The sequence below is a fragment of the Nocardia sp. NPDC046473 genome (assembly GCF_040645995.1).
Classification (GTDB): domain Bacteria; phylum Actinomycetota; class Actinomycetes; order Mycobacteriales; family Mycobacteriaceae; genus Nocardia.
Genome location: NZ_JBEYZJ010000007.1, coordinates 442,921 through 466,219, shown reverse-complemented (window position 1 = coordinate 466,219; position 23,299 = coordinate 442,921). Strand labels below are relative to the sequence as shown.

Sequence of the window (23,299 nt, the reverse complement as noted above, 5' to 3'; positions counted from 1 at the left end):
TCGTTTCCCTTTCCCGGGTGTGACCTGGAGTTCAGTCACACTCAGTTGTCTCTGACGAGACGCCCGGTCGTCGAACGACGCGAAGGTCATTCGACGTTTCGACTGGGAAAAGAGCCATCCCCCCGAACACCGAACCACGCGACCGCCCGCCGATCGCATCTCTGCGGGAAGTGAACCATATGTAGACCTGATGAGCAATGTGAATCAAAACTTCAGGCTGCACGAACGGCGCTGAACCGCAAGACCATTCAACCCAGGTCGGCGAATCACCTCAGCTGACGTGTCAATCTTGGTCGCTGCGGCGTCTCGGCGGGGTGATCAATCCAGGTCGTCGTGCCGCATCAACTGACGAGCCGCCTCGGTCACCGAACCGGTCAGCGACGGATACACCGAGAAGGTCTGCGCGAGATCGTTGACGGTCAGGTTGTTCTGCACCGCAAGGGCGATCGGCAAGATCAGCTCGGACGCGATCGGCGCCACCACCACACCACCGATCACCACGCCGGTGGCGGGGCGGCAGAAGATCTTCACGAAACCTCTACGCAGGCCCGACATCTTGGCCCTCGGGTTGGTGTTCAGCGGCAGCATCACGGTGCGCGCCGGAGTCTCGCCGTTGTCGATCGCGGTCTGACTCACGCCGACCGTGGCGATCTCCGGGCGGGTGAACACCGCGGACGCCACCGTCTTCAGCCGGATCGGGCTGACGCCCTCGCCGAGCGCGTGGTACATCGCGATGCGGCCCTGCATCGCGGCCACCGAGGCCAGCGGCAGCAGGCCGGTGCAGTCGCCGGCGGCGTAGATGCCGGGCACCGAGGTCCGCGAGACCCGGTCGACCCGCAGATAGCCGCCGCGATCGAGTTCGATGCCGACCCGCTCCAGGCCGAGGCCGTCGGTGTTCGGCGTAGAGCCGACGGTCATCAGGGCGTGCGATCCGGCGACGGTCCGGCCGTCGGACAGCTTGACGACCACGCCCTCGGCGGTGCGCTCCACCGCGTCCGCGCGCGCGTGCTTCACCAGCTCGACACCGCGTTCGGCGAGTGCGTCCTCCAGCACCAGCGCCGCGTCGGCGTCCTCGCCGGGCAGCACCCGGTCGCGGCTGGAGACCAGCCGAACCCGCACACCCATTTCGGTGTACGCGGAGACGAATTCGGCGCCTGTGACACCGGAACCGACCACCACCAGGGTCTCCGGCAGCTCCGCCAAGTCATACAGCTGGCGCCAGTTCAGGATCCGCTCGCCGTCCGGCTCGGCACCCGGCAACACGCGCGGGCTCGCTCCAGTGGCGATCAACACAACTTCGGCCTCGATGGTCTCCTCGGTGCCGTCGGCCAGCTTGGCCAGGATCTGATGCGCGGCCAGCCCGGTCGACGCGTCGGTCAGCTCCGCGCGGCCGGCCAGCACTGTGACACCGACGGTCTGCAGCTTGGACCTGATGTCGGAGGACTGGGCCAGGGCGAGCGCCTTGACGCGGCCGTTCACCTCGGACAGTTGCACCGTCGCCTGGTTCGGGTCGAGGGTGATGCCGAGATCGCGGGCGCGGCGCAGGTCGGTGCGCACGCCGGTAGAGGCGATGAACGTCTTCGAAGGGACGCAGTCCCAGAGGACACAAGCCCCGCCGATGCCGTCGCTATCGATCAGCGTCACCGACGCACCGTGCTGGGCTGCCACCAGCGCCGCCTCGTAACCGGCCGGTCCGCCACCGATGATCGCTATGCGGGTCATTGATACCTCCGCTTCTGGTTGCGCACCGGGATCTCCGGTACCTGTCAACGTTATCGGGCGAGGCAGGACCACCCGCCGCCCGGCCACCACCCCCCACGGAATCGCTACGCGATGCGGGTTCTACCCGGTCGCCGCGCCCGGAACGCGCCACCGGAATGCCGCATCTGGCCGGGATAGAGTCGATCCCCGGATGTTATTGGCTACCCTTCTGTGGTGCCGATCTACGCCGCCTATGGGTCCAACATGGACTCAACCCAGATGCTCGAGCGCTGTCCGCACTCGCCCATGTCCGGAACGGGCTGGTTGGAGGGCTGGCGGCTCACCTTCGCTGGTGACGACATCGGCTGGGAGGGACCGCTGGCGACGGTGGTCGAGGAGCCGGGCTCCCGAGTTTTCGTCGTGCTCTACGACGTGTCGCCCGAAGACGAGCAGCGGCTGGACCGCTGGGAGGGTTCGGACTTCGGCATCCACAAGAAGATCCGGCTGCGCGTCACCCGCAGTGAGAGCGGCGCCGATCCCACGCTGTCCTGGCTGTACGTGCTCGACGCCTACGAGGGCGGCCTGCCCTCGGCCCGCTATATCGGGGTCATCGCGGACGCGGCCGAAAAGGCCGGTGCGCCCGAGGATTACGTGCATTCGCTGCGAACGCGCAACAGCCGCAACGTAGGCCCCGGCAACTTCGGCTGACCAACGGACGACGTGGCCGACCCGGGGGCCGACCACGTCGTGGTTTCGAATCAGTATGCGGCAGCGCGGGTTAGGCGTTCAGCACGATATTGGTCAGCACCCGCACCCCCACCGCGAGCGCCCGCTCGTCGATGTCGAAGGTCGGCTGGTGCAGATCCAGCTGCTCGCCGTGCCCGGACCAGACGCCGAGCCGCGCCATCGCGCCCGGCACCTCCTCCAGATACCACGAGAAGTCTTCGCCACCACCGGATTGCATGGTGTCGGCCAGCGCGTCCGGACCGATCTTGCGGATCGCGTCCTCGAACATCCGGGTGGACTGTTCGTCGTTGACCACCGGCGGCACGCCGCGACGGTAGTTCAGCTGGTATCGCACGCCGGTCGGGGCGAGCAGGCCGTCGACGATCTCACGCACCATCGGCTCGAGCAGCGACCAGGTCGCGTGATCGCCGGTGCGGACGGTGCCGGTGAGCATGCCGGTCTGCGGAATCGCGTTGGGCGCCTTGCCTGCACTGACCGCACCCCACACCATTACCGTGCTGGTGCGCGGGTCGATGCGGCGGCTGAGCAGACCGGGCAGGCCGGTGATCACGGTGCCGATGGCGTAGACCAGATCGCTGGTGAGATGCGGGCGCGAAGTGTGCCCGCCCGGCGAATCCAGCACCAGCTCGACCGTGTCGGCGGCCGAGGTGATCGCGCCGACCCGGATGCCGACCCGGCCGACTTCCAGTCGCGGATCGCAGTGCAGCGCGAAGATCCGCTCCACGCCCTCCATCGCGCCGGTGGCGACCACGTCGATCGCGCCGCCGGGCATGACCTCCTCGGCCGGCTGGAACACCAGTCGCACGCCGACCGGCAGCTCGGGCACCTCAGCCAGCGCGAGCGCGGTGCCGAGCAGAATCGTGGTGTGCGCGTCGTGCCCGCAGGCGTGCGAGACGCCGGGCACGGTAGAGGCGAAGCTGAGACCGGTGAACTCCTGCAGCGGCAGCGCATCCATGTCGGCGCGCAGGCCGATGCGCGGCCCGTCCGGCCCGATGTCGCAGATCATGCCGGTGCCACCCGGCAGCGGCTGCGGCGTCAGACCGGCCTTGATCAGCCAGGACGAGACGAATTCGGTGGTGGCGAACTCGGTGCGGGACAGTTCCGGGTTGGCGTGGATGTGTCGGCGAAACTGCACGAGGTCCGATGCGTGCTCGGCCAGCCAACCTTCTACTGATCCCAAACCTGTTCCTACGGTGTTCGGCAATACGATGTCCGCCAGGTCTTCCGCGAGTGCGCAGGCACCCGCATCCATGCCCGTCGCCCGTTCCGCCGAACGGCCGGTAGTGCTCACGCCTTCGCCTCGCTGTCGCTCGGCTCCGCCGTGCGCACTGGGCGCGCTGTGCCCCCGGTGCGCTCGCTGCGCTCCCTCACCTGAATGTCCTCCTGTCGTTGAACGAGCCGTTGCAACAACCTGTCTCTTTGTTCTTCATCGCTGGCAGCGGCGATAGCGGTACGCGCGAGTGCGAGCGCACCATCGACAACCGCACGATCCGCCGAAGCGTTGACGCTCGCCGCGGCGAAGCCGGGCTGGTGCGTCACCGCGCCACCGGCATCAATGCCGATGACCGGGTGGATGCCCGGAATGACGTTGGTGACGTTGCCCATGTCCGTGCTTCCGAGCGGCCGCTGTGCCTCGAGCTCGGGTGCGATCGGCACTCGTCCCAAACCGGTTATCTGCTCGCGGTAGGCAAACAGTAACGCCGGATCGGGTGTCAGCTCGGTATATGTCGGCGCGACAGTCCGGATTTCCTGGGTGCAGCCGGTCGCAAGGGCACCCGCCTCGAAACACGCCGACGCTCGTCGCATCAGATTGTCGAGAGATGCGGAGTCGACTGCACGTAGGTAATACAGCAGTTCCGCACGTCCGGGCACGATGTTGGGGGCCACGCCACCATCGCCGACTATACCGTGAAGTTGCTGGCCAGGCTGGAGATGCTGCCGCAGCAAGCCGAGAGCTACCTGGGTGACGGTGACCGCGTCGCCCGCGTTGCGACCCAGTTCCGGCGCCGCGCTCGCGTGCGCCTCGCGGCCGTGGAACACGATGGACAGGTCGGCCATCGCCAGCGAACGCGCGCCGACGATGTCGAACGGACCGGGATGCACCATCATCGCCATCGCTACGTCATCGAAGACGCCGCGCTCCAGCATCAGCACCTTGCCGCCGCCACTCTCCTCGGCGGGGGTGCCGAGCACGAGCACGGTGAGTCCGAGCGCGTCGGCGACCTCGGCGAGGCCGAGCGCGGCGCCGACCGCCGAGGCGGCAATGATGTTGTGCCCGCAGGCATGTCCCATCCCGGGCAGCGCGTCGTACTCCGCGCAGATGCCCACGGTGAGCGGGCCGCTGCCGAAGCTCGCGCGAAACGCGGTCGGCAGATCGGCGACGCCGGCGGCGACCTCGAAGCCGCGCTCGGCCAGCGGCGCGATGATCTTGGCGACGCTTCTGGTCTCCTCGAACGCGAGCTCCGGCTCGGCGTGAATCGAGTGCGAAAGATCGATCAGCTGGTCGACGACGGCCTTGATCGCCGTGTCCGACTGCTGCATGGCATCGGTGCGCGCGACGTCATAGTCGCTGCGCGATTCCTGGTGCCCGCTGCGCGGTGGTGGCATGGCACACAGTGTTGCACTCGGCCGCAAACCGAGCGCATCCCATATTTGTCCGGCCGGTCACACTGAGCCGAATTCCCCGGCATCATCGCAGTTCAGGGCGTTGCGTTCGGCGGAGCCGCAGAGTGTGCCGACCGGACAGCCGCGGCGTTATCCCGTCGCGAAGACGAGGTTCTCCGGCGTGGTCGGCACGGCGAGGCCGGCCAGCGCGTTGGCGTGCAGCGCGCGCTTGATCACCGGCAGATTCGGCTTACGATTGCTCGCCAGTGCCGCGGCCCTGGCCACGGCGGTCGCCAGCAACGACTCCGCGTCGGCCTTGCCGTCGACGATGCCCGCGGCGATCGCCTCGTCGGCCGGGTAGCGGTAACCGGTGGTCATCGCCTGCACGCAGACCTGATTGGACAGCCGCTCGGTGAGCAGGGCGTTCATCCCGACGGTGAACGGCATGCCGAGGTGCACCTCGGGCAGGCAGTAGAAGCCGCGATCGGCGCGCATCACCCGGAAGTCGTGCGAGGTGGCCAGCATGGCGCCGGCCCCGAAGGCGTGGCCGTTGATCGCGGCGATCGTCGGCATCGGGAACTGCAGCAGCCGGGTGTAGAGCGAGTGCACGCGGTCCAGGTAGCCGTGCGACTTGCCCAGGTTGCCGAACAGCCAGTCGGTGTCGAGGCCATTGCTGTAGAACTTGCCGGTCGCCACGGTGACCAGTGCGGCCGGGCCCTCGGAGTCCTCGACCTTGTCGAGTACACCGTGGAACTCATCGATCCAGTCGGGGTGGAAGCGGTTCTCGCTGTCGGTCTGTCCCTCGTTCCCGAGGTAGACGACGAAGACATCACCATCACGTTCCAGATACGGCATGGGTGCAGAATATCCGGCGCACGGCGACTCCCCTACTCGTGGGTAGCATTCGTGTACCGAGGCGCCTACCTGGCACGTAACCACCATGCGCGCCTCCCGCAACCACCACGCTCGGATCGTTCCGGCGTGGCTCGCCGCCCACCGACACGCGCGTCGACCGCTCCGCCACGCGCGCACGAAGGCCGCGCACACTCGGCGCCGCAAGCGCGGCAATCCAATACAGTGATCTACATGCTTGCCGAACAGGCCGCCGAGGCGATCGCCGAACGTACTGGAGTGCCGCGTCACCGGGTTGCGGTGGTGCTCGGCTCGGGCTGGCAGGAGGCGGCCGCGGAGATCGGCACGCCGGTCGCGTCGGTGCCGATGGCGGAGCTGCCCGGGTTCGGGAAGCCGAGCGCGCAGGGCCACGGCGGGATGGTCCACTCGGTCACCGTCGGCGCGACGCCCACGCTGCTGCTGATGGGCCGCCAGCACCTGTACGAGGGCTACCAACCCGCCGACGTGGTGCACCCGGTCACCGCGGCCATCGCGGCGGGCGTCGAGATCGTGCTGCTCACCAACGCCGCAGGCGGAATCCGCGAAGGGCTGCGCGTCGGCGAGCCGGTGCTGATCAACGATCACCTGAATCTCACCGGCCGCACCCCGCTGACCGGGGCCACCTTCGTCGACCTCGTCGACGCCTGGGATCCCGAATTGCGGGCCCTGGCAACGGAAATCGACCCGAGCCTGACCGAGGGCGTGTACGCGGGCCTGACCGGGCCGCAGTACGAGACCCCGGCCGAGATCCGGATGCTGCGCACCATGGGCGCCGACCTGGTCGGCATGTCGACCGTGCTGGAGGCCATTGCCTGCCGCGCGCTCGGCGCCCGGGTGCTCGGCATCTCGCTGGTCACCAACCTGGCCGCGGGCGTCACCGGCGGACATCTCTCGCACGCCGAGGTGCTCGCCGAGGGCCACGCCGCCGCACCGCGATTGGGCAAGCTGCTGCGCGGCGTGCTGGAACGGGTGTAGATGCTGCGCTTCGGCACCGCCGGTCTGCGTGGACCGCTGCAGGACGGTCCGGACGGCATGAACGTCACGACGGTGACCAGGGCCACCGCCGGCCTGGTCGAATGGCTGCGCGGGCGCTGCCTCGGCGGCGGCGCGGTGATCGTCGGCCGCGACGCGCGGCACGGGTCCGCCGAATTCGCCACCGCGACGGCGGAAATCTTTGCCGCGGCGGGCTTTCCGGTGACGTTGCTGCCGCGGCCGCTGCCGACTCCGGTGGTCGCGTACGCGGTTCGTGAGCTCGGCGCGGTCGCGGGCGTGCAGATCACCGCCTCGCACAATCCGGCCACCGACAACGGCTACAAGGTCTATCTCGACGGCGGCTCGCAGCTGCTCGCGCCCGCCGATACCGAGATCGAGCGGTGCATCGACGCGGTCACCGAGCCCGTCGCCCTTACTCCGGTCGAACCGGTGGACGACGACATCGTGCGGCGGTATCTGCACCGGGTGTCATCGCTGCCCGCGGTGATCGGCGGTGACGGCGCGCGTGCGCCGATCCGGATTGCGTTCACGCCGCTGCACGGCGTCGGCGGCGACCTGGTCGTGCAGGCGCTTGTCGCAGCGGGATTCACCGACGTGCACGTGGTCGAGGAGCAGTTCGCGCCCGATCCGGACTTCCCCACCGTCGCGTTCCCGAACCCGGAGGAGCCGGGCGCCACCGATCTGCTGCTCGCCCTGGCCGGCCGGATCGGCGCGGACTTGGCGATCGCCGTCGACCCCGACGCCGACCGCTGCGCGGTGGGAATCCCGTTGCCGGACAACACCTGGCGAATGCTGCGCGGTGACGAGACCGGCGTGCTGCTCGGCGACTGCGTGCTGCGCACCGCACCGCAGGACGCGCTGGTCGCGACCACGATCGTGTCGTCGCGGCTGCTGTCCAAGCTCGCCCCGGCCCGCGGCGCCCGCTACGCGGAGACCCTCACCGGCTTCAAATGGCTGGCCCGGGCCGGCGACGGCCTGGTCTACGCCTACGAGGAGGCGATCGGCCACTGCGTCGATCCGGCCACCGTCCGCGACAAGGACGGCATCTCGGCCGCCGTCCTCGCCGCCGATCTGGTCGCCCGCCTGAAGTCGGCGGGCCGCACCCTGACCGACCAACTCGACGATTACGCCGTCGAATTCGGCCTGCACAGCACCGATCAGGTGTCGCTGCGGCTGGCTTCGGCGGCGGCCGCCGCCGACGTGGTGGCCCGGCTGCGCGCGAACCCGCCGGACGAGATCGCGGGCGAGCCGGTCAAGTACGCCGACCTGATCCAGGTGCGCGGCCGGATGCGCACCGACGCACTCGTTTTCGAAGGCAGCACCTCGCGCATCGTGGTCCGCCCGTCCGGCACCGAGCCGAAACTCAAGTGCTATCTCGAGGTGCTGACACCGGTCCCGGCCCACGCCGACCTCGCCGCCGCCAGGACAACTGCGGGACAACACCTTTCCGCATTGCGCGAATACTGCCAGGGGCTCTGACCACCCAGGCATCATCAGTTGATGACGGCGATGCACTGTACCCACTGCGGCGGCCAGGGCCTGAAGCCCGGCTATATCGAGGACTCCGGCGACAGTTCACGCGGCCATGCCCGCTGGATCGAGGGTCCGTTGGAAATCGGCTCCTGGGGCGCGATACGGACCGGCCGCACGCACTGGCTGGTCGACGCTTATCGGTGCGAGGACTGCTCGCACCTGGAGCTGTTCACCCGGTCGAAGGACGGATGAACAGCCCAGCCCGGACCGGCTAGCGCGGGCCGAATTGGCGGTCGCCCGCGTCGCCGAGGCCGGGGACGATGTAGGCGTTCTCGTTCAGGCCCGCGTCGACAGCGGCGGTGACCAGGCGCACTGGATGGCCTGAATCATCCAGTGCCGCAACGCCTTCCGGTGCCGCAACGACGCAGACCGCAGTGATGTCGGTGGCGCCGCGGGCGACCAGGAGTTCGAGGGTGTGCCGCATCGAACCGCCGGTGGCCAGCATCGGGTCGAGCACGTAGACCGGGAGGCCGGCCAGGTCGGCGGGCAGCGATTCCATGTACGGGACCGGCTGGTGGGTTTCCTCGTCGCGGGCGATGCCGACGAAGCCGATCCTGGCGTCGGGGATCAGCTCGGCGGCCACGTCGACCATGCCGAGGCCCGCCCGCAGCACCGGCACCAGCAGCGGCGGTTGCGCCAGTCGCGCGCCCTCGGTGACGGCCACCGGCGTGGTGATCTCGAAGCGCTGGACCGGCGCCCCGCGCAGCGCCTCATAAATCAGGATCCTGGTGAGTTCGCGCAGCGCCGCGCGGAAGACGGAATTCTCGGTTCGCTCATCTCGCATCGTGGTCAACAGGGCGGCGGCGAGCGGATGGTCCACGGTGTGAGTACGCATGAGGGAACGATAAAGTGACCACCGGGCCCACCGCCGAAGCTCCACCCGAAAGTTTTTTCGCATCGGTGGGAACCGAACGGGAAGAGGGCGCGTCGAAGCAATTGAATGACGTACTCTGCCTGGGAACAACAGATGGGGGAAGCTCTGATGCGGAAGATGTCGGCGGACACCGAGGGCATCGCAGCCTATGGCGCGACCGCCCACGTGATGGCCGGGGAGATGGCCACGGCCGGGGCGAGCGCGGCCGCGGCCGAGCCCGCGCTGCTCGGCCCGATCATGGGGTTGATCGGCGGCGATTTCATGGCCGCGTACGCCGCCGCGCACGCCGGGCATGTCGCGTCGATCGGACAGCTGTCGGCGGTGCTGGCCAGCATGGGTGGCGCGGCCACCGGCGCGGCCACGGTGCTCACCGAGACCGACCTGAACCACGCGGGGTCGCTGCAGAGCGTGGCCACCGAGTTGGGCGGGTGAGCCTGTGATCGATATCAACGCATTGGCCAAGCCGATCTTCGACCTGCTCGCGAGCTTCGGCTCGGGCGTGCTGCCGACCGGCGGCCCCGCCGACGCGCTGCGCAGCACGTCCAGCGTGGTCGACCAGATCCATCAGATGGGTCGCGACAGCATCAACGGCATGAACTCCGCGTGGGACGGCCAGGCCGCCGATGCCGCCACCTCTAAGGCGTTGAAGGTACAGACCTCCGCCGCCACCATCTCCGACCGTGGCAACGACATGGCTACCGTGGTGAACTCCGCCGCCGCCGAGATCGAATCGGGCCAGAAGGACCTCACCGGCATCGCCCAGTCATTCGTGAACACCGCGGCGAGCGCGGGCCCGGCACTGGCCACGCCCGCGGGACTGACGATGATCGTCGGCTCCGCGATCGACCACCTCGGCCAGGCCCTCAACGTGGTCGGCCGGGTACAGAACGAGCTCACCACGCACACCGCGTCGATGACCGACCTCACCCCGCCACCGTCCACGCCGTCGCTCGCCGGGGCGCCGGCCGCCGTCACCACCGCCGGCGTGCAGCAGCTGACGTCTACCGCGACCAGCGCGCTCAGCGGCGCCGGTTCGATGGCGAGCAGCCTGATGAGCACCGCGATGTCCACGATCCCGGCCTCGACGGCGACGCCGAAATCCACCTCCGGCACCCCGAGCTCGCCGGGCACGCCCAAGCCGAACACCGGTTCGTCGGGCATGCCGAGCGACGGCAAGGGCGTGAAGATCACGCTGCCCGACGGCAGCACGGTGGAGGCGCCGAACGAGAAGGCGGCCACCGCGGTCCGCTCGGCGATCAGCGCGGTCGGCACCCCGTACGTGTGGGGCGGCAACACGCCCGGCGCTGGACTCGACTGCAGCGGTTTGACCAAATACGCGTACGGCGAGGCGGGCATGGATCTGCCGCGCCTGGCCGCCGATCAGGCCATCGGCACCTCGGTCTCCCCCGGCGACCTCATGCCCGGCGATCTGGCGGTGTGGGACGGCCATGTCGCGATGGTGATCGGCAACGGAGAATTCGTCGAGGCCGGTGACCCGGTCCAGATCAGCTCAATTCGAACGGAGAACTCAGGGATGGGCTTCCACGGCTTCTATAGGCCGACAGCATGAGTAACCCGCAGCAACCGACGGTTCCCAATGTCACGGTCGCGGGCAGCACCAACCGATCGGGCACCATCTCGGTGCGCGCCACCGATCAGGGCATGCCGGTGGAAATCAAGTTCGAGCGCAGCGAATACCGTTACGGCGCACAGAGTCTCGCGAACGAAATCCTGCGGCTCACCAAGCGCTCCACCGTCGCCGCGAAGGCGCGCCGCCGCGAGCTGCTCGCCGAGGCCGGCATGCCCGCCGACATCCTGGACCGACTCGGCCTGCCCACCCGCCAGGCCGCGGTGGACGAGCTCGACCGGATCGATGACGCGGACACGGGACCGACGACGTGGATGAGGCCAGTATGAGCGAGCGAACAATGAACACAGCCGCCCCTGCGCTCATGCCGGAGCCGAGCGTTAGCGAGGCGCAGGCATGAGCGAGCGGAGCGAGCGAACAATGAACACAGCCGCCCCTGCGCTCATGCCGGAGCCGAGCGTTAGCGAGGCGCAGGCATGAGCGCGGAGATGGACGCTCTGGTCGCCAACGCGACGCAGAAGCTGGAAGCACTCGAGGCCGCGCTGTACGGCCTCAAGCAGGTCCGTGGGCGCCACACCACCGAGGACGGCACGGTCACCGTCGAGGTCGACAGCGACGGCGCGCTCGTCGGATTGAGCCTCGCGGAAACGGTCACCTCGCTGGCACCCGCCGAGGTCGGACAGCTGATCGTCTGGGCGTGCAGGCAGGCCGCCGAGGACGCCGGCAACCAGCGCTCGAAGGTCGTTGCGACACTGAATGAGTCATTCGTTCCCGCGGCGGACGACGCCAAAGGAACCATTGGGGGCGGGCCGGATAGTGCCTGACGCGGAAGGTCGATAGGCTTCCGCTCATGGCTTCTGGAGACATCGTCCCGATCGAGCTCGGCCTGACCGACGGCGATCTCGTCACCCTGTGGGCACCGCGCTGGCGAGACGGTGACGACGAGTGGGAGGCGTTCCTCGGACACGAGGACTCCCTCTATGGTTTCGAGACCGTTGCTGAGCTGGCCGCGTTCATCCGGACCAACTCCGACAACGACCTCGTCGAGCATCCGGCATGGAAGGTCGTCGCCGGGCTGTCGGCGGTGGAACTGGAGCCGGAGGAGAACTTCTCCTTCGATCTGGTCGCGGTGCCCGAGCTCGCCGCCGGCGAGCCCGAGGTGGACACCATCGCCGAGCTCGAGGACACCCTCAGCATGGTGCGCAACATCGGCGAGGTGTGCGAGCTGGAGACGGTGACCAAGTTCTTCGGGTCGCATCCGGTGCTCGGCGCGCTGCCCGGCGGCGTGAACGCCTTCATCGGTCGCGACGGCGAGGAGCTCTGGGACCAGATCGGCGCCGCCATCGCCAAGGGCTGGGACAGCGTCCTCGACGCCATCGACTCCGTCGTCAGCACGCCCGATGTCGACGCGGAAGCCGTCGCCGTCGCCGAGGCCGAGCTGCTGGCCGCCGAGGAGAACGTGGTCGACGCCGACGACGCCGCGGACAACGAGGAGGACGAGTTCGAGCCCGTCGACCTCAACGCGGACGAAGAAGAAGACGAAGAAGAAGACGAAGAGGACGAGTCGTTCTGGCACGAGGTCGGCATCGACCCGGTCAAGATCATCGCCTCCGACGGCACCTACTTCACGCTGCGCTGCTACCTCGATGACGAGCCGATCTTCCTCGGCTCCGACAACACGATCACCGTGTTCACCTCGGAGCGCGCGCTGGCCAGGTACCTGGCCGACGACCACGAGCACGACCTGTCCCGGGTGAGCACCTTCGCCGACGTGCAGACCGCGGCGGTGGACGGTTCGCTCGAGGTCGAGGTCACCGACGAAAACGTCTACGTGCTCCCCGGCCTCGCCGACGACCTGTCCGAGGGCCCGGAAGCGGTCGACATCGAACAGCTCGACCTCGCGGTCGAACTGTTCACCGACGCGTCCGACTACGCGGGCGACGACACCGTGGAACAGGCGCTCGCCCAGTCCAACCCGCTCGGCTGGTACGTCTCCTACCTGCTGAACCCGGACCCGAGCCGAATGGCACCCAACCCGCCGTTCACCGCGGAAGCACAGTCCTGGCGAGACCTCGAGCGCAACTTCGAGGCCAGGCTCAACCAGCAGTAAGGCTCCTCCGCCTCTCCGGGTATTCAGGCCAGGCTGAGTAGCGCGGTAGTGGCGTTGGCGGCCGGCGGTCGCGGAGTTGGTTGAGTTAGCTGGTGCCCGGTGAGTTACCCATGTGCTCGCGAGATCAGTTGGTGCGCTGGGTAACCGCTGTTCGTGCAGTCGCAGAGGGCAATTGGGGCTGCAGTCAGTTCGAGCAGTTGCGCCGCTAGTGCTACTTCAAGCGGATCCAGATTTGCTCGGCGCGGCCCAGCAGACGGTCGTCGGAACCGTAGATGGCGGTGGACGAGAAGGATTTGCGGCCTTGTTCGCCGTGGTTCTCGCCGATGACCACGCAGTGTTCGCCGACTTCGGGGAGGGCGTGCACGGTGGCGGTCATGGAACCGAGGAGGGCGGGGCGGTCGAACATATTGGGGAGTGACCAGCCGCCGGGGCAGTCCATCGCGGCCCACAGGACGGCGGGGCCGATCGGGAGTGAGTCGTCGGGGATCCACGGTGCGGCAACGCGGCCGTCGCCGACCGCGCCGGCCTCGATGCGCAGCCCGTCGGCGCGGGCGCTGCCGCAGACGAAGCAGGACGCGAACATCTCGTTGCTCTGGTAGGAGCCGGCCGCGGCGGCCGCTGTCGCGAACGGCACGGATTGTGGTGCGTCCCGGTCGAATTCGCCAGCACGGGATTCAGCGACCAAGGTGTCGCCGTCGTACAGGCTGCCTGCCCGCACCTCGAGCGGTGTGTCCAACGGCGTCGGGTTGCGCAGGATCACCGTGACCGCGGCGTCCCCGTGCCGCTCGGCGAGCAGGCCGCCCACGTAGCCGCCGTTACCGGAATCGGGCGGCCCGTTGAACCGGCTGGAAATCTGCAATGTCGCCATGCTCTGCACGCTAGCGAACCAGCATCCCAGCCATTCCGCCCGTCCCGACGGACGAGACGCGGCTCACGGGGAACTGGGTCATCGCCCGAGTGGCGACTACCCCAGCTCCCCTCGGCCAGCTCATCGTTCCCGCTGGATACGGGGCTGCGGGCGCGGAGCTTGTTGCTGCCCTTCGTTATCCGAGCAGCACCGCGTACCCGGGCTTGATGATGTTGTCGATGATGCGCAGCCGCTCCGGGAACGGGATGAACGCCGACTTCATCGCGTTGATGGTGAAACGCTCCAGATCGCTCCAGCCGTAACCGAACGTGTCCGCCAGCTTGAGCATTTCCTGGCTCATGCTGGTGTCACTCATCAGCCGGTTGTCGGTGTTGACCGTCACCCGGAAACGCAGCCGGGCCAGCAGGTCGAACGGGTGCTTGTCCAGCGAGGGCACCGCGCCGGTCTGCACATTCGACGACGGACACAGCTCCAGTGGAATACGCATGTCGCGCACGTAGTTCGCGACCAGCCCGAGGCGCGCGTCCTCGATCGCGCCGGGCACGCTGATGTCGTCGGTGATCCGCACGCCGTGCCCGAGGCGGTCGCAGCCGCAGAAGGCCAGCGCCTCGTGGATCGACGGCAGGCCGAACGCCTCGCCCGCGTGAATCGTGAAATGCGCGCTGTTGGCTCGCATGTATTCGAACGCGTCCAGGTGCCTGCTGGGCGGGTACCCGGCCTCCGCGCCCGCGATGTCGAAGCCGCCGACGCCGCGATCGCGGAAGCGCACGGTGAGTTCGGCGATCTCGCGGGAGCGGGCGGCGTGGCGCATGGCGGTGAGCAGGCAGGTGACCACGATCGGGCGGCCCGCCGCCGCGGCCGCCGCCGCACCCTCGCGGAATCCCGCCAGGGTGTGCTCGACGACCTCGTCGAGGGTCAGTCCGTGTTCCAAGTGCTGCTCGGGGGCGAAGCGCACCTCGGCGTACACCACACCGTCGGCGGACAGGTCCTCCGCGCATTCGCGGGCGACCCGGCGCAGGCCCTCCGGCGTCTGCATGACGGCCACGGTGTGCGCGAAGGTTTCCAGATACAGTTCCAGCGATCCACTGTCGGCCGCGTCCCGGAACCAGGCGGCCAGCGCCGCCTCGTCGTTGGCGGGTAGGTCCTCGTAGCCGCAGTCGGCGGCCAACTCCAGCACCGTCGCGGGCCGTAGACCACCGTCGAGGTGGTCGTGCAGCAGCGCTTTTGGCGCCTGTCGGATCGAGGCAAGGGTCAATGCGGTCGGTCCAGTCATGTAACGACGGTAGCCGCACCGCGCCCGAACGGCACCCGACTGCCGAAGTGGCAACCATCTCGTTGCCCGCCCACCCCGCCCCGGCCCACACCCGGACACCACCCCACCCCGCCGAATACCGCACTGACCAGCTACAACTCCACGGCTGTGCGATGCCGCACACCTCGGCGGCGCCATACCGAACAACCGACAATTCCGCACACACCCACGTCGACTCAGGCGCGCACTGCCGCCTTCGCCGCATCGAATCAGAGGCCGGATGCGAACACACGACGCGCACATGGTGGCCTCCCGCGCACCGATCAGTCGACGATCCCGTGCGCCCCACACCAATTCGTGCGCGTCTCTGCTCCGGTTGCCTTGCATCGGGTATCGATGAGTCGTCGCGCAGCGCGCGCATGGTGACGTCCCGTGCACCGTTCAGCTGGCGATCCGGTTCGCCACACCCCAATTCGTGCGCCGCGAACCTCCACTGCCCCGAGGCCGACGGCGGCGACGCGCACGGAATTGCAGTCAGCGCGCTGCACAGCAACCTAAATATTGTTGCGCAGCAATCTAATTCGATTGACGAACAGCTGGGTCAGGCCTCGATGCGGCCGAGCACGAGTGGGGTGGTGGGTTTTTCGATCGAATCGCCGATGACGTAGGCATCGATCAATGCGGCGTGGGCACCGAGAAACGCGCCGGGGGTGTCGGTGTGCAAGGTGAGCAGGGGCTGGCCCGCGGTCACGGAATCGCCCGGCTTGGCGTGCATTTCGATTCCGGCACCGGCCTGGACCGGGTCGCCCTGGCGGGCCCGGCCCGCACCGAGCCGCCAGGCGGCGATGCCGACGCCCATGGCGTCCAGGCGGGTCAGCACTCCGTCACGGTCGGCCCGCACGATCTCGGTGTGCTTCGCCGTCGGCAGTGCCGCGTCCGGATCGCCGCCCTGGGCGCGGACCATCGCGCGCCACTGGTCCATCGCCCGGCCGTCGGCGAGCACGTCGGCGGGGTCGATGTCGAGGCCGGCCAGCGCGACCATCTCGCGGGCGAGAGTGACGGTGAGCTCGACGATGTCGGCCGGGCCGCCACCGGCCAGCACCTCGACCGACTCGGCGACTTCGAGGGCGTTGCCCGCTGTGCGGCCGAGCGGGGTATCCATCGCGGTCAGCAATGCCACCGTCCGCACACCGGCATCGGTGCCCAATTCGACCATGGCCGTTGCCAATTCGCGGGCGCCATCGCGGGTCTTCAGGAACGCGCCCGCGCCGACCTTCACGTCGAGCACCAGCGCCGCGGTGCCCTCGGCGATCTTCTTGCTCATGATCGAGCTGGCGATCAGCGGGATGGATTCGACCGTGCCGGTCACGTCGCGCAACGCGTAGAGCCGTTTGTCGGCGGGTGCGAGATCGGCGCCCGCCGCGCACACCACCGCGCCGATCGCGGGGTCGGCGAGGATCTCGCGCATGCGCGGCACCGAAACATCGGCCTGCCAGCCCGGAATGGTCTCGAGCTTGTCGAGCGTGCCGCCGGTATGCCCGAGCCCGCGCCCGGACAACTGCGGCACCGCGGCACCGCACGCGGCGACCAGTGGCGCCAGCGGCAACGTGATCTTGTCCCCCACGCCGCCGGTCGAATGCTTGTCGACGGTCGGGCGCGGCAGATCGGTGAAGTCCATCCGGCTACCCGACGCGATCATCGCGGTGGTCCACCGCGCCGTCTCCCGCCGGGTCATCCCGCGCCACACGATCGCCATCGCCAGCGCCGACATCTGCTCGTCGGCCACCGCGCCGCGGGTGAACCCATCGACCACCCAGTCGATCTGCGCGTCCGACAGCTCGCCGCCGTCCCGCTTGGTGGTAATGATCGAAACCGCGTCCAGTGCCGTCACATTCGCCAGTCTGGCACGAGATCGACGTCGAGTCCGGTTCTTGTCGGTGGGGTTCGATAGCCTCGCCGCATCAATCGCTCGAGGGCCAGGGGGCAGCAATGACATCCAGTCTCATCGACCGCCACGTCAGCATGCTCGAGACGCGGGTCACCGACGCTGGAGATCGACGCGACACTCGAGGCAGAGGTCTGAGTACGCGCTCAGATCTGTCCGGCGTCCAGGTCGTCCGGGCCGAAGGCGTCTGGCAGCAAGGCGCTCAGCGGAACGGGTCCGTCCTTGTGGTCGACCAAGAGGTCGGGCCCACCGTGTTCGTAGAGGAGTTGACGGCAGCGCCCGCAGGGCATCAGGATTTCGCCGCGGGAATCGGTACAGGAGATGGCCAGCAAGCGTCCGCCACCATCCGAATGCAAGTTACCGACGAGTACGCATTCGGCGCACAGGCCCAAACCGTATGAGACATTTTCCACATTGCACCCGCGCACAATTCGGCCGTCGACAGTGAGGGCTGCCGCGCCGACCGGAAACCGCGAGTATGGCGCATAGGCATTGCGCATAACTTGAATCGCGTTGTCGTGCAGGGATTTCCAGTCGATTTGCGACATAGGGAACCTCTTCTGGAGCGAGCTGAACTTGGCCGCGCGAGGCCCTCGAAGGAACCCTTCACAGAACAAGAAAGGCAAACCTAACTCGCCAGACTGTAGCGCAACGCACGGCACGCCGAATTAGTTCCGGCAAACCTAGAGGATTAGAGTCCAGAACAGATCGGTTCAGGTTCCCGGCAGCGGGCCGCAGCGCAGCCACCTGGGCATTTGCGCCCAACGCAGCCGGCCTCGGATCAATGAACCGGGTCCATCAACGACGTTGGAGGCACCGCACTCTATGACCACGATAGAAGCTCCGGCCCAGCCGAAGCGGAAGACGCTGTACCGAGGCGACCCCGGGATGTGGTCCTGGGCGCTGCACCGGATCACCGGCGTCACCATCTTCTTCTTCCTCTTCGTGCACGTCTTGGATACCGCGCTGGTCCGGGTCAGCCCGGACACCTACAACCGGGCGATCGAGACCTACAAGAGCCCCATCGTCGCCCTGATGGAAATGGGCCTCGTCGTCTGCGTGCTGTTCCACGCGCTCAACGGCGTCCGGGTGATCCTGGTCGATTTCTGGGCCAAGGGCCCGAAGTACCAGCGCCTGATGCTGTGGATCATCCTCGCGGTCTGGTTCCTGCTGGCGGTGCCCGCTATCGGCCGTCAGTTCTTCTACCTGTTCACGGAGCACTGAGATGACTGCACCTGTCCTCGGTAAGTCGTACGACCGGCCCGCGAGCCTGGACAACCCGCGCTCGCCGCGCATGCGCGCGAACAGCAACTTCGAGAAGTACGCCTGGCTGTTCATGCGCTTCTCCGGCCTGCTGCTGATCGTGCTCGTGCTCGGCCACATGTCGATCATGCTGCTGCTCGACGGCGGCGTGAAGCGGCTCAACTTCGGCTTCGTCGCGGGCCGCTGGGCCAGCCCGTTCTGGCAGCTGTGGGACCTGTCCATGCTCTGGCTGGCCCAGCTGCACGGCGGCAACGGCCTGCGCACGGTGATCGCGGACTACTCCCGCAAGGACTCGACTCGATTCTGGCTGAACACGCTGCTGGCCATCTCGATGATCCTGATCCTGGCCGTCGGCACCTACGTCATTTTCACCTTCGACCCCAACATCAGTTAGGAACAGGTCAACTCGATGAGTGACTCGCGGATTCAGGAGCATCGCTACGATGTCGTGATCGTCGGCGCCGGTGGCGCCGGCATGCGCGCGGCGATCGAGGCCGGGCCCCGGGCGCGTACCGCCGTGCTGACCAAGCTCTACCCGACCCGCAGCCACACCGGCGCGGCACAGGGTGGCATGTGCGCCGCGCTGGCGAACGTCGAAGAAGACAACTGGGAATGGCACACCTTCGACACCGTCAAGGGTGGCGACTACCTGGTCGACCAGGATGCCGCGGAGATCATGGCCAAGGAGGCCATCGACGCGGTGATGGACCTGGAGAAGATGGGCCTGCCGTTCAACCGGACGCCCGAGGGCAAGATCGACCAGCGTCGTTTCGGCGGACACACCCGCGACCACGGCAAGGCGCCGGTGCGCCGCGCGTGTTACGCCGCCGACCGCACCGGCCACATGATCCTGCAGACGCTGTACCAGAACTGCGTCAAGCACGACGTGGAGTTCTACAACGAGTTCTACGTGCTCGACCTGGTGATGAGCGAGACCGACCGCGGCCAGGTCGCGACCGGCGTCGTCGCCTACGAGCTGGCCACCGGCGAGATCCACGTCTTCCACGCGAAGTCGATCATCTTCGCCACCGGCGGCTCGGGCCGGATGTACAAGACCACCTCGAACGCGCACACGCTGACCGGTGACGGCATGGCGATCGTGTTCCGCAAGGGTCTGCCGCTGGAGGACATGGAGTTCCACCAGTTCCATCCGACAGGCCTGGCCGGTCTCGGCATCCTCATCTCCGAGGCCGTCCGCGGTGAGGGCGGCATCCTGCGCAACGCCAGCGGCGAGCGGTTCATGGAGCGCTACGCCCCCACCATCAAGGACCTCGCGCCGCGCGACATCGTCGCCCGCTCGATGGTGCTCGAGGTGCTCGAGGGCCGCGGCGCCGGGCCGAACAAGGACTACGTCTACATCGACGTGACCCACCTCGGCGCGGACGTGCTCGAGGAAAAGCTGCCCGACATCACCGAATTCGCCCGCACCTACCTCGGTGTCGACCCGGTGACCGAGCTGGTTCCGGTCATGCCGACCTGCCATTACGTGATGGGCGGCATCCCCACCAAGATCCGCGGCGAGGTGCTGCGCAACAACACCGACGTGGTGCCCGGCCTCTACGCGGCGGGCGAATGCGCGTGCGTCTCGGTGCACGGCTCCAACCGGCTCGGCACCAACTCGCTGCTCGACATCAATGTGTTCGGCCGTCGCGCGGGTATCGCCGCCGCGGAGTACGCGCACCGCACCGAGTTCGTGGAGATGCCGGAGAGCCCGGCGCGGATGGTGCAGGACTGGCTGGAGCTGATCCTGTCCGACCACGGCAACGAGCGCGTCGCCGACATCCGCACCGAACTGCAGTACACGATGGACATGAATGCCGCCGTGTTCCGCACCGAGGACACCCTCAAGCAAGCCCTCACCGATATCCACGTGCTCAAGGAGCGCTACAGCCGGATCACGGTGCAGGACAAGGGCAAGCGCTACAACAGCGACCTGCTCGAGGCCGTCGAGCTCGGCTTCCTGCTCGAGCTGGCCGAAGTCACCGTCGTCGGGGCGCTCAACCGCAAGGAATCGCGCGGCGGCCACGCCCGCGAGGACTACCCGGACCGCGACGACGTGAACTTCATGCGGCACACGATGGCCTACAAGGAGAGCCCGGATCTGATCTCGGATATCCGCCTCGACTTCAAGCCGGTGGTGCAGACCCGTTACGAGCCGATGGAGCGTAAGTACTGATGACTGTGCATACCCACCCCGGCGGCTCCGCCGCCTCACCGTCCCCCGGCGTACTCGAGAAGACACCCCCCACCAAGCCAGCGCCGGTTCCCGACGGCTCGGTGATGGTCACCGTCAAGGTCGCCCGGTTCAACCCGGAGGACGACAAGGGTGCGCACTGGGAGTCGTTCCAGGTACCGGTCCTGACGACGGACCGTTTCCTCAACGTGCTCATCTACATCAAGTCCTACCTGGACGGCACGCTCACCTTCCGGCGCTCCTGTGCGCACGGCGTGTGTGGCTCCGATGCCATGCGGATCAACGGGGTGAACCGGCTGGCCTGCAAGGTGCTGATGAAGGACATGCTGCCCAAGGGCGACAAACCCCTCACGATCACCGTCGAGCCGATCCGCGGCCTGCCCGTGGAGAAGGACCTCGTGGTCAACATGGAGCCGTTCTTCGACGCGTTCCGCGCGGTGAAGCCCTACCTGATGACCTCGGGTAACGAACCCACCCGCGAACGCATCCAGAGCCAGGCCGACCGCGCCCGCTTCGACGACACCACCAAGTGCATCCTGTGCGCCTGCTGCACCACCTCCTGCCCCGTGTATTGGAGCGACGGCAGCTACTTCGGCCCGGCCGCGATCGTGAACGCACACCGCTTCATCTTCGACAGCCGCGACGAAGGCGCCCGCGAACGCCTCGACATCCTCAACGACGTCGAAGGCGTCTGGCGCTGCCGCACCACCTTCAACTGCACCGACGCCTGCCCCCGCGGCATCGAAGTCACCAAAGCCATCCAAGAAGTCAAGCGCGCCCTACTCTTCGCCCGCTGACCACCCCGGCACCAAAGGCCGCCTCCATCGAAAGATGCAGGCGGCCTTCGCCGTTCATCGGGTGTCGAGCCGCTAGTTGTCGTAGGAGGCGACGCCGACGGGGCCGGAGCCCAGACAGACGGTGAGTCCTGCGGTGTGGGAGGCGATGCGGAGGGTGGAGCCGCTGCCCACTATGCGGACGAAGACCGTGTTGAGGCCTTGGCGGACTGGGACTTTCACGGTTTTGCCATGTTCGAGGGCGACCGACAGTTGGCCGTCGCTACCGGCCAGATAGTTGAGTTGGGCGGTCCACTCATGATCGAGCACGGGGCCGTCGAGGGGAATGAAGGTCGGGTCGGTGTCCTGGATTCGGTAGCCGCAGTTGGGGTCTGGGCCGGGGAGGATGCGGCGGTTCCACCAGACCTGAGCTTCGACGATGGCGCCGGTGTCGGTGATCATGCGCAGGTGCGGGGTGGAGTCGGCGAAAGCGCCCGGGGTGGTGAGGGGCGCAAGGACCTGGCTGGTCAGGTTCTGCGGGTAGGCCAGCGGGTTCAGCACGTCCCATGGCACTTCCTGTTCCAGTAACGGCACACCGTCCCAATGCTCGAAGGCCGACTTCACGTTCCCGATATAGGTTTTGGTCGGGCTCGGGCTCCACGAGCGGACGAAGGTGTAGGTGGAGAACAGGCTGCTCACGACGAACAGCGCCAGCACCGGTATTGCGGTGCGCGGGCCGAGACTCGGTGTCTTACCGCGCGGGCTCGCCCGCAGGATCAATGCGCCGACGACCGACAGCGTCACGCCGAGGTCGGCGAAATAACGCAGGGACTGCATGAGTTCGGCCGCGGTGTTCGGGCCACCGCGCACCAGCGCCACAGGCAACTGCATCAGCAGCACATAGGCGGTGGCGAGCAACCAGACCGGCCACACCCGGCGTCGTGCCCAAATCGTCAGTGCCACAATCGATATCAGCAGGATCCACGCCGTGAGCACCGCGCCGCCAGGCGGGTCGGCCCACGGCGCGGCGGGCAACCATCGTTCCCACCGCCACGGCCCACCGACCAGCGCGGGCACCACGCCCAGCGAGGTCGCGTTGGGCAGCCAGTCGCGCATGCCCTGCGGGTTGTTGTGCACCCCGGAAAAACCCACCATCGCCAGATAGACCGCCAACCAGCAGAGCAGCACCAGGCCCGACCCCACCCACAACCGCACACCGCGCCGCGCAACCACACGAACAGCGGCTGCCCGCCCGTCGACATAGTGGGCGAGCACCGCGACGGCGAACGCGACGAACGGGATGATCACCGATTTCTCGAAGAACAACAGCGCCACCGCGAGCACGACCAGCCCGGACAGGACATACCGCTGCCGTCCGGTGCGCACCAACAGCAGCGCATCCCCGATGACCCAGGCGAGCGCGAATTGCAAAGGCAGCGCGTTCAATGCGGCCGACCACCAGGCGAACGCCGGAAGCGTCACCGGCGAGAACAGAAAGAACGTCAGCGGAATGAGCAGCGCCCACCGGTCGCCGAGCAGCACGCGCAACATCCGCAGTACGGACAACGACACCGCGAGCTGCCCGATCAACAACGAGAGCGCCGGGACCGCCCACACCAGCGGCGCTACCTTCGTTGCCGCCCAGGCGGCGGCGAAGGCGAGCGGCATGAAATGCCCGTCGTGGTCGTGCAACAACAGCTCCGCGGAAATCAGCGGATACCGGCCGGCCCGACCGACCAGGATCAGATCGTCCCAGTAGAAGTACCCGCTGCCCGCCACCCAGCCGCGCAACACCAGTTGCAGCACGAGCAAGCACACTGCCGCGACGACGACCGGCGATGCTCGCGCGAGACGACGCTGCAGGATCGCCGCGACCGCACCCGGACGCGGACTGGGCACGGCCGTCGACGGTGCGATCGAAGCGGTGTCCATGCCGAGCCACCCTAGCGGCGGCCCGCTCCTA

Annotated in this window: 23 protein-coding genes; 13 read left to right on the top strand and 10 right to left on the bottom strand. The window is 67.8% G+C overall.

From position 1 onward, the window contains the following. Positions 1–318 precede the first annotated feature (318 nt). Positions 319–1,722 (bottom strand): NAD(P)H-quinone dehydrogenase, encoded by a 1,404-nt coding sequence (locus tag ABZ942_RS26915; RefSeq protein ID WP_357386572.1) that lies wholly within the window; start codon positions 1,720–1,722, stop codon positions 319–321. A 213-nt stretch (positions 1,723–1,935) separates the two neighbouring features. On the opposite strand from ABZ942_RS26915, the gene ABZ942_RS26910 reads away from it, so the two are divergent. Continuing rightward, positions 1,936–2,409 carry a gamma-glutamylcyclotransferase gene (locus tag ABZ942_RS26910; protein WP_150404309.1) on the top strand — a complete coding sequence of 158 codons (474 nt, stop codon included), beginning with the start codon at positions 1,936–1,938 and terminating at the stop codon, positions 2,407–2,409. Positions 2,410–2,479: 70 nt separating this feature from the next. Here ABZ942_RS26910 and ABZ942_RS26905 read toward each other — a convergent pair whose 3' ends face one another. The 3 genes from ABZ942_RS26905 to ABZ942_RS26895 all read right to left on the bottom strand — a co-directional run bounded on the left by ABZ942_RS26905 (position 2,480) and on the right by ABZ942_RS26895 (position 5,907). Further along, entirely contained in the window at positions 2,480–3,739 is a 1,260-nt protein-coding gene (locus ABZ942_RS26905; RefSeq protein ID WP_357386570.1) for a M20 family metallopeptidase, read from the bottom strand. Continuing rightward, complete coding sequence (locus ABZ942_RS26900; protein ID WP_357386858.1) at positions 3,736–4,989, bottom strand: M20 family metallopeptidase; 1,254 nt, start codon at positions 4,987–4,989, stop codon at positions 3,736–3,738. The genes ABZ942_RS26905 and ABZ942_RS26900 overlap by 4 nt, the downstream gene beginning before the upstream one ends. Positions 4,990–5,202: 213 nt before the next feature. Then, the gene (locus ABZ942_RS26895; protein WP_357386568.1) at positions 5,203–5,907 is read right to left on the bottom strand and encodes an enoyl-CoA hydratase-related protein; all 705 of its coding nucleotides are present in this window, start codon (positions 5,905–5,907) and stop codon (positions 5,203–5,205) included. Between the two features lie 231 nt (positions 5,908–6,138). On the opposite strand from ABZ942_RS26895, the gene ABZ942_RS26890 reads away from it, so the two are divergent. Genes ABZ942_RS26890 through ABZ942_RS26880 form a run of 3 tightly spaced genes read left to right on the top strand, consistent with a single transcriptional unit; the run spans position 6,139 to position 8,661 of the window. Then, positions 6,139–6,918, top strand: a complete 780-nt coding sequence (locus ABZ942_RS26890) for a purine-nucleoside phosphorylase (protein ID WP_357386566.1) — start codon at positions 6,139–6,141, stop codon at positions 6,916–6,918. After that, positions 6,919–8,415: a phospho-sugar mutase gene (locus ABZ942_RS26885; protein ID WP_357386564.1), complete on the top strand. Its 1,497-nt coding sequence runs from the start codon at positions 6,919–6,921 to the stop codon at positions 8,413–8,415. A gap of 21 nt (positions 8,416–8,436) precedes the next feature. Then, a complete protein-coding gene (locus ABZ942_RS26880) occupies positions 8,437–8,661 on the top strand; it encodes a hypothetical protein (RefSeq protein WP_357386562.1) in 225 nt (74 codons plus the stop codon). Between the two features lie 19 nt (positions 8,662–8,680). Here ABZ942_RS26880 and upp read toward each other — a convergent pair whose 3' ends face one another. Then, positions 8,681–9,304 (bottom strand): uracil phosphoribosyltransferase, encoded by a 624-nt coding sequence (gene upp / locus ABZ942_RS26875; RefSeq protein WP_357386560.1) that lies wholly within the window; start codon positions 9,302–9,304, stop codon positions 8,681–8,683. A 147-nt stretch (positions 9,305–9,451) separates the two neighbouring features. Here upp and ABZ942_RS26870 point away from each other — a divergent pair, with 147 nt between their 5' ends. The 5 genes from ABZ942_RS26870 to ABZ942_RS26850 all read left to right on the top strand — a co-directional run bounded on the left by ABZ942_RS26870 (position 9,452) and on the right by ABZ942_RS26850 (position 13,041). Continuing rightward, entirely contained in the window at positions 9,452–9,775 is a 324-nt protein-coding gene (locus tag ABZ942_RS26870; RefSeq protein ID WP_357386558.1) for a hypothetical protein, read from the top strand. A 4-nt stretch (positions 9,776–9,779) separates the two neighbouring features. After that, positions 9,780–10,913 carry an NlpC/P60 family protein gene (locus tag ABZ942_RS26865; protein ID WP_357386556.1) on the top strand — a complete coding sequence of 378 codons (1,134 nt, stop codon included), beginning with the start codon at positions 9,780–9,782 and terminating at the stop codon, positions 10,911–10,913. After that, positions 10,910–11,260 (top strand): hypothetical protein, encoded by a 351-nt coding sequence (locus ABZ942_RS26860; protein WP_357386554.1) that lies wholly within the window; start codon positions 10,910–10,912, stop codon positions 11,258–11,260. Before ABZ942_RS26865 ends, ABZ942_RS26860 begins: the two co-directional genes overlap by 4 nt. Positions 11,261–11,407: 147 nt before the next feature. Then, positions 11,408–11,755, top strand: coding sequence for a YbaB/EbfC family nucleoid-associated protein (locus ABZ942_RS26855; RefSeq protein ID WP_357386552.1), 348 nt, complete (start codon positions 11,408–11,410; stop codon positions 11,753–11,755). A 26-nt stretch (positions 11,756–11,781) separates the two neighbouring features. After that, on the top strand, positions 11,782–13,041 hold the full coding sequence (locus ABZ942_RS26850; RefSeq protein ID WP_357386550.1) for a primosomal protein: 1,260 nt from the start codon (positions 11,782–11,784) through the stop codon (positions 13,039–13,041). 211 nt (positions 13,042–13,252) lie between these two features. Here ABZ942_RS26850 and ABZ942_RS26845 read toward each other — a convergent pair whose 3' ends face one another. The 4 genes from ABZ942_RS26845 to ABZ942_RS26830 all read right to left on the bottom strand — a co-directional run bounded on the left by ABZ942_RS26845 (position 13,253) and on the right by ABZ942_RS26830 (position 17,654). Further along, positions 13,253–13,909, bottom strand: coding sequence for a hypothetical protein (locus ABZ942_RS26845; RefSeq protein ID WP_357386548.1), 657 nt, complete (start codon positions 13,907–13,909; stop codon positions 13,253–13,255). Positions 13,910–14,084: 175 nt separating this feature from the next. Then, positions 14,085–15,182 carry an adenosine deaminase gene (locus tag ABZ942_RS26840; protein WP_357386546.1) on the bottom strand — a complete coding sequence of 366 codons (1,098 nt, stop codon included), beginning with the start codon at positions 15,180–15,182 and terminating at the stop codon, positions 14,085–14,087. Between the two features lie 580 nt (positions 15,183–15,762). Beyond that, positions 15,763–17,052, bottom strand: a complete 1,290-nt coding sequence (locus ABZ942_RS26835) for a thymidine phosphorylase (RefSeq protein ID WP_357386544.1) — start codon at positions 17,050–17,052, stop codon at positions 15,763–15,765. Between the two features lie 200 nt (positions 17,053–17,252). Continuing rightward, a complete protein-coding gene (locus tag ABZ942_RS26830) occupies positions 17,253–17,654 on the bottom strand; it encodes a cytidine deaminase (protein WP_357386542.1) in 402 nt (133 codons plus the stop codon). Positions 17,655–17,931: 277 nt separating this feature from the next. Here ABZ942_RS26830 and sdhC point away from each other — a divergent pair, with 277 nt between their 5' ends. The 4 genes from sdhC to ABZ942_RS26810 all read left to right on the top strand — a co-directional run bounded on the left by sdhC (position 17,932) and on the right by ABZ942_RS26810 (position 21,360). Continuing rightward, positions 17,932–18,330, top strand: a complete 399-nt coding sequence (gene sdhC, locus ABZ942_RS26825) for a succinate dehydrogenase, cytochrome b556 subunit (RefSeq protein WP_357386540.1) — start codon at positions 17,932–17,934, stop codon at positions 18,328–18,330. 1 nt (position 18,331) lies between these two features. Beyond that, the gene (locus tag ABZ942_RS26820) at positions 18,332–18,763 is read left to right on the top strand and encodes a succinate dehydrogenase hydrophobic membrane anchor subunit (RefSeq protein WP_357386538.1); all 432 of its coding nucleotides are present in this window, start codon (positions 18,332–18,334) and stop codon (positions 18,761–18,763) included. A gap of 30 nt (positions 18,764–18,793) precedes the next feature. Then, positions 18,794–20,545: a succinate dehydrogenase flavoprotein subunit gene (gene sdhA / locus ABZ942_RS26815; RefSeq protein ID WP_357386856.1), complete on the top strand. Its 1,752-nt coding sequence runs from the start codon at positions 18,794–18,796 to the stop codon at positions 20,543–20,545. 104 nt (positions 20,546–20,649) lie between these two features. Continuing rightward, on the top strand, positions 20,650–21,360 hold the full coding sequence (locus ABZ942_RS26810) for a succinate dehydrogenase iron-sulfur subunit (RefSeq protein WP_357386854.1): 711 nt from the start codon (positions 20,650–20,652) through the stop codon (positions 21,358–21,360). A gap of 72 nt (positions 21,361–21,432) precedes the next feature. Here ABZ942_RS26810 and ABZ942_RS26805 read toward each other — a convergent pair whose 3' ends face one another. After that, the gene (locus tag ABZ942_RS26805) at positions 21,433–23,268 is read right to left on the bottom strand and encodes a hypothetical protein (RefSeq protein ID WP_357386536.1); all 1,836 of its coding nucleotides are present in this window, start codon (positions 23,266–23,268) and stop codon (positions 21,433–21,435) included. Between the last annotated feature and the right edge of the window lie 31 nt (positions 23,269–23,299).

Excerpts from the sequence above, each read along its gene's own strand:
- ABZ942_RS26880 (WP_357386562.1), top strand. The coding sequence starts at position 8,437 with ATGACGGCGATGCACTGTACCCACTGCGGCGGCCAGGGCCTGAAGCCC.
- ABZ942_RS26915 (WP_357386572.1), bottom strand. The coding sequence starts at position 1,722 with ATGACCCGCATAGCGATCATCGGTGGCGGACCGGCCGGTTACGAGGCG.
- ABZ942_RS26870 (WP_357386558.1), top strand. The coding sequence starts at position 9,452 with ATGCGGAAGATGTCGGCGGACACCGAGGGCATCGCAGCCTATGGCGCG.
- ABZ942_RS26890 (WP_357386566.1), top strand. The coding sequence starts at position 6,139 with ATGCTTGCCGAACAGGCCGCCGAGGCGATCGCCGAACGTACTGGAGTG.
- ABZ942_RS26830 (WP_357386542.1), bottom strand. The coding sequence starts at position 17,654 with ATGTCGCAAATCGACTGGAAATCCCTGCACGACAACGCGATTCAAGTT.
- ABZ942_RS26900 (WP_357386858.1), bottom strand. The coding sequence starts at position 4,989 with ATGCAGCAGTCGGACACGGCGATCAAGGCCGTCGTCGACCAGCTGATC.
- ABZ942_RS26855 (WP_357386552.1), top strand. The coding sequence starts at position 11,408 with ATGAGCGCGGAGATGGACGCTCTGGTCGCCAACGCGACGCAGAAGCTG.
- ABZ942_RS26840 (WP_357386546.1), bottom strand. The coding sequence starts at position 15,182 with ATGACTGGACCGACCGCATTGACCCTTGCCTCGATCCGACAGGCGCCA.
- ABZ942_RS26850 (WP_357386550.1), top strand. The coding sequence starts at position 11,782 with ATGGCTTCTGGAGACATCGTCCCGATCGAGCTCGGCCTGACCGACGGC.
- ABZ942_RS26885 (WP_357386564.1), top strand. The coding sequence starts at position 6,919 with ATGCTGCGCTTCGGCACCGCCGGTCTGCGTGGACCGCTGCAGGACGGT.
- ABZ942_RS26805 (WP_357386536.1), bottom strand. The coding sequence starts at position 23,268 with ATGGACACCGCTTCGATCGCACCGTCGACGGCCGTGCCCAGTCCGCGT.
- ABZ942_RS26820 (WP_357386538.1), top strand. The coding sequence starts at position 18,332 with ATGACTGCACCTGTCCTCGGTAAGTCGTACGACCGGCCCGCGAGCCTG.
- ABZ942_RS26845 (WP_357386548.1), bottom strand. The coding sequence starts at position 13,909 with ATGGCGACATTGCAGATTTCCAGCCGGTTCAACGGGCCGCCCGATTCC.
- sdhC (WP_357386540.1), top strand. The coding sequence starts at position 17,932 with ATGACCACGATAGAAGCTCCGGCCCAGCCGAAGCGGAAGACGCTGTAC.
- ABZ942_RS26895 (WP_357386568.1), bottom strand. The coding sequence starts at position 5,907 with ATGCCGTATCTGGAACGTGATGGTGATGTCTTCGTCGTCTACCTCGGG.
- ABZ942_RS26810 (WP_357386854.1), top strand. The coding sequence starts at position 20,650 with ATGGTCACCGTCAAGGTCGCCCGGTTCAACCCGGAGGACGACAAGGGT.
- ABZ942_RS26860 (WP_357386554.1), top strand. The coding sequence starts at position 10,910 with ATGAGTAACCCGCAGCAACCGACGGTTCCCAATGTCACGGTCGCGGGC.
- upp (WP_357386560.1), bottom strand. The coding sequence starts at position 9,304 with ATGCGTACTCACACCGTGGACCATCCGCTCGCCGCCGCCCTGTTGACC.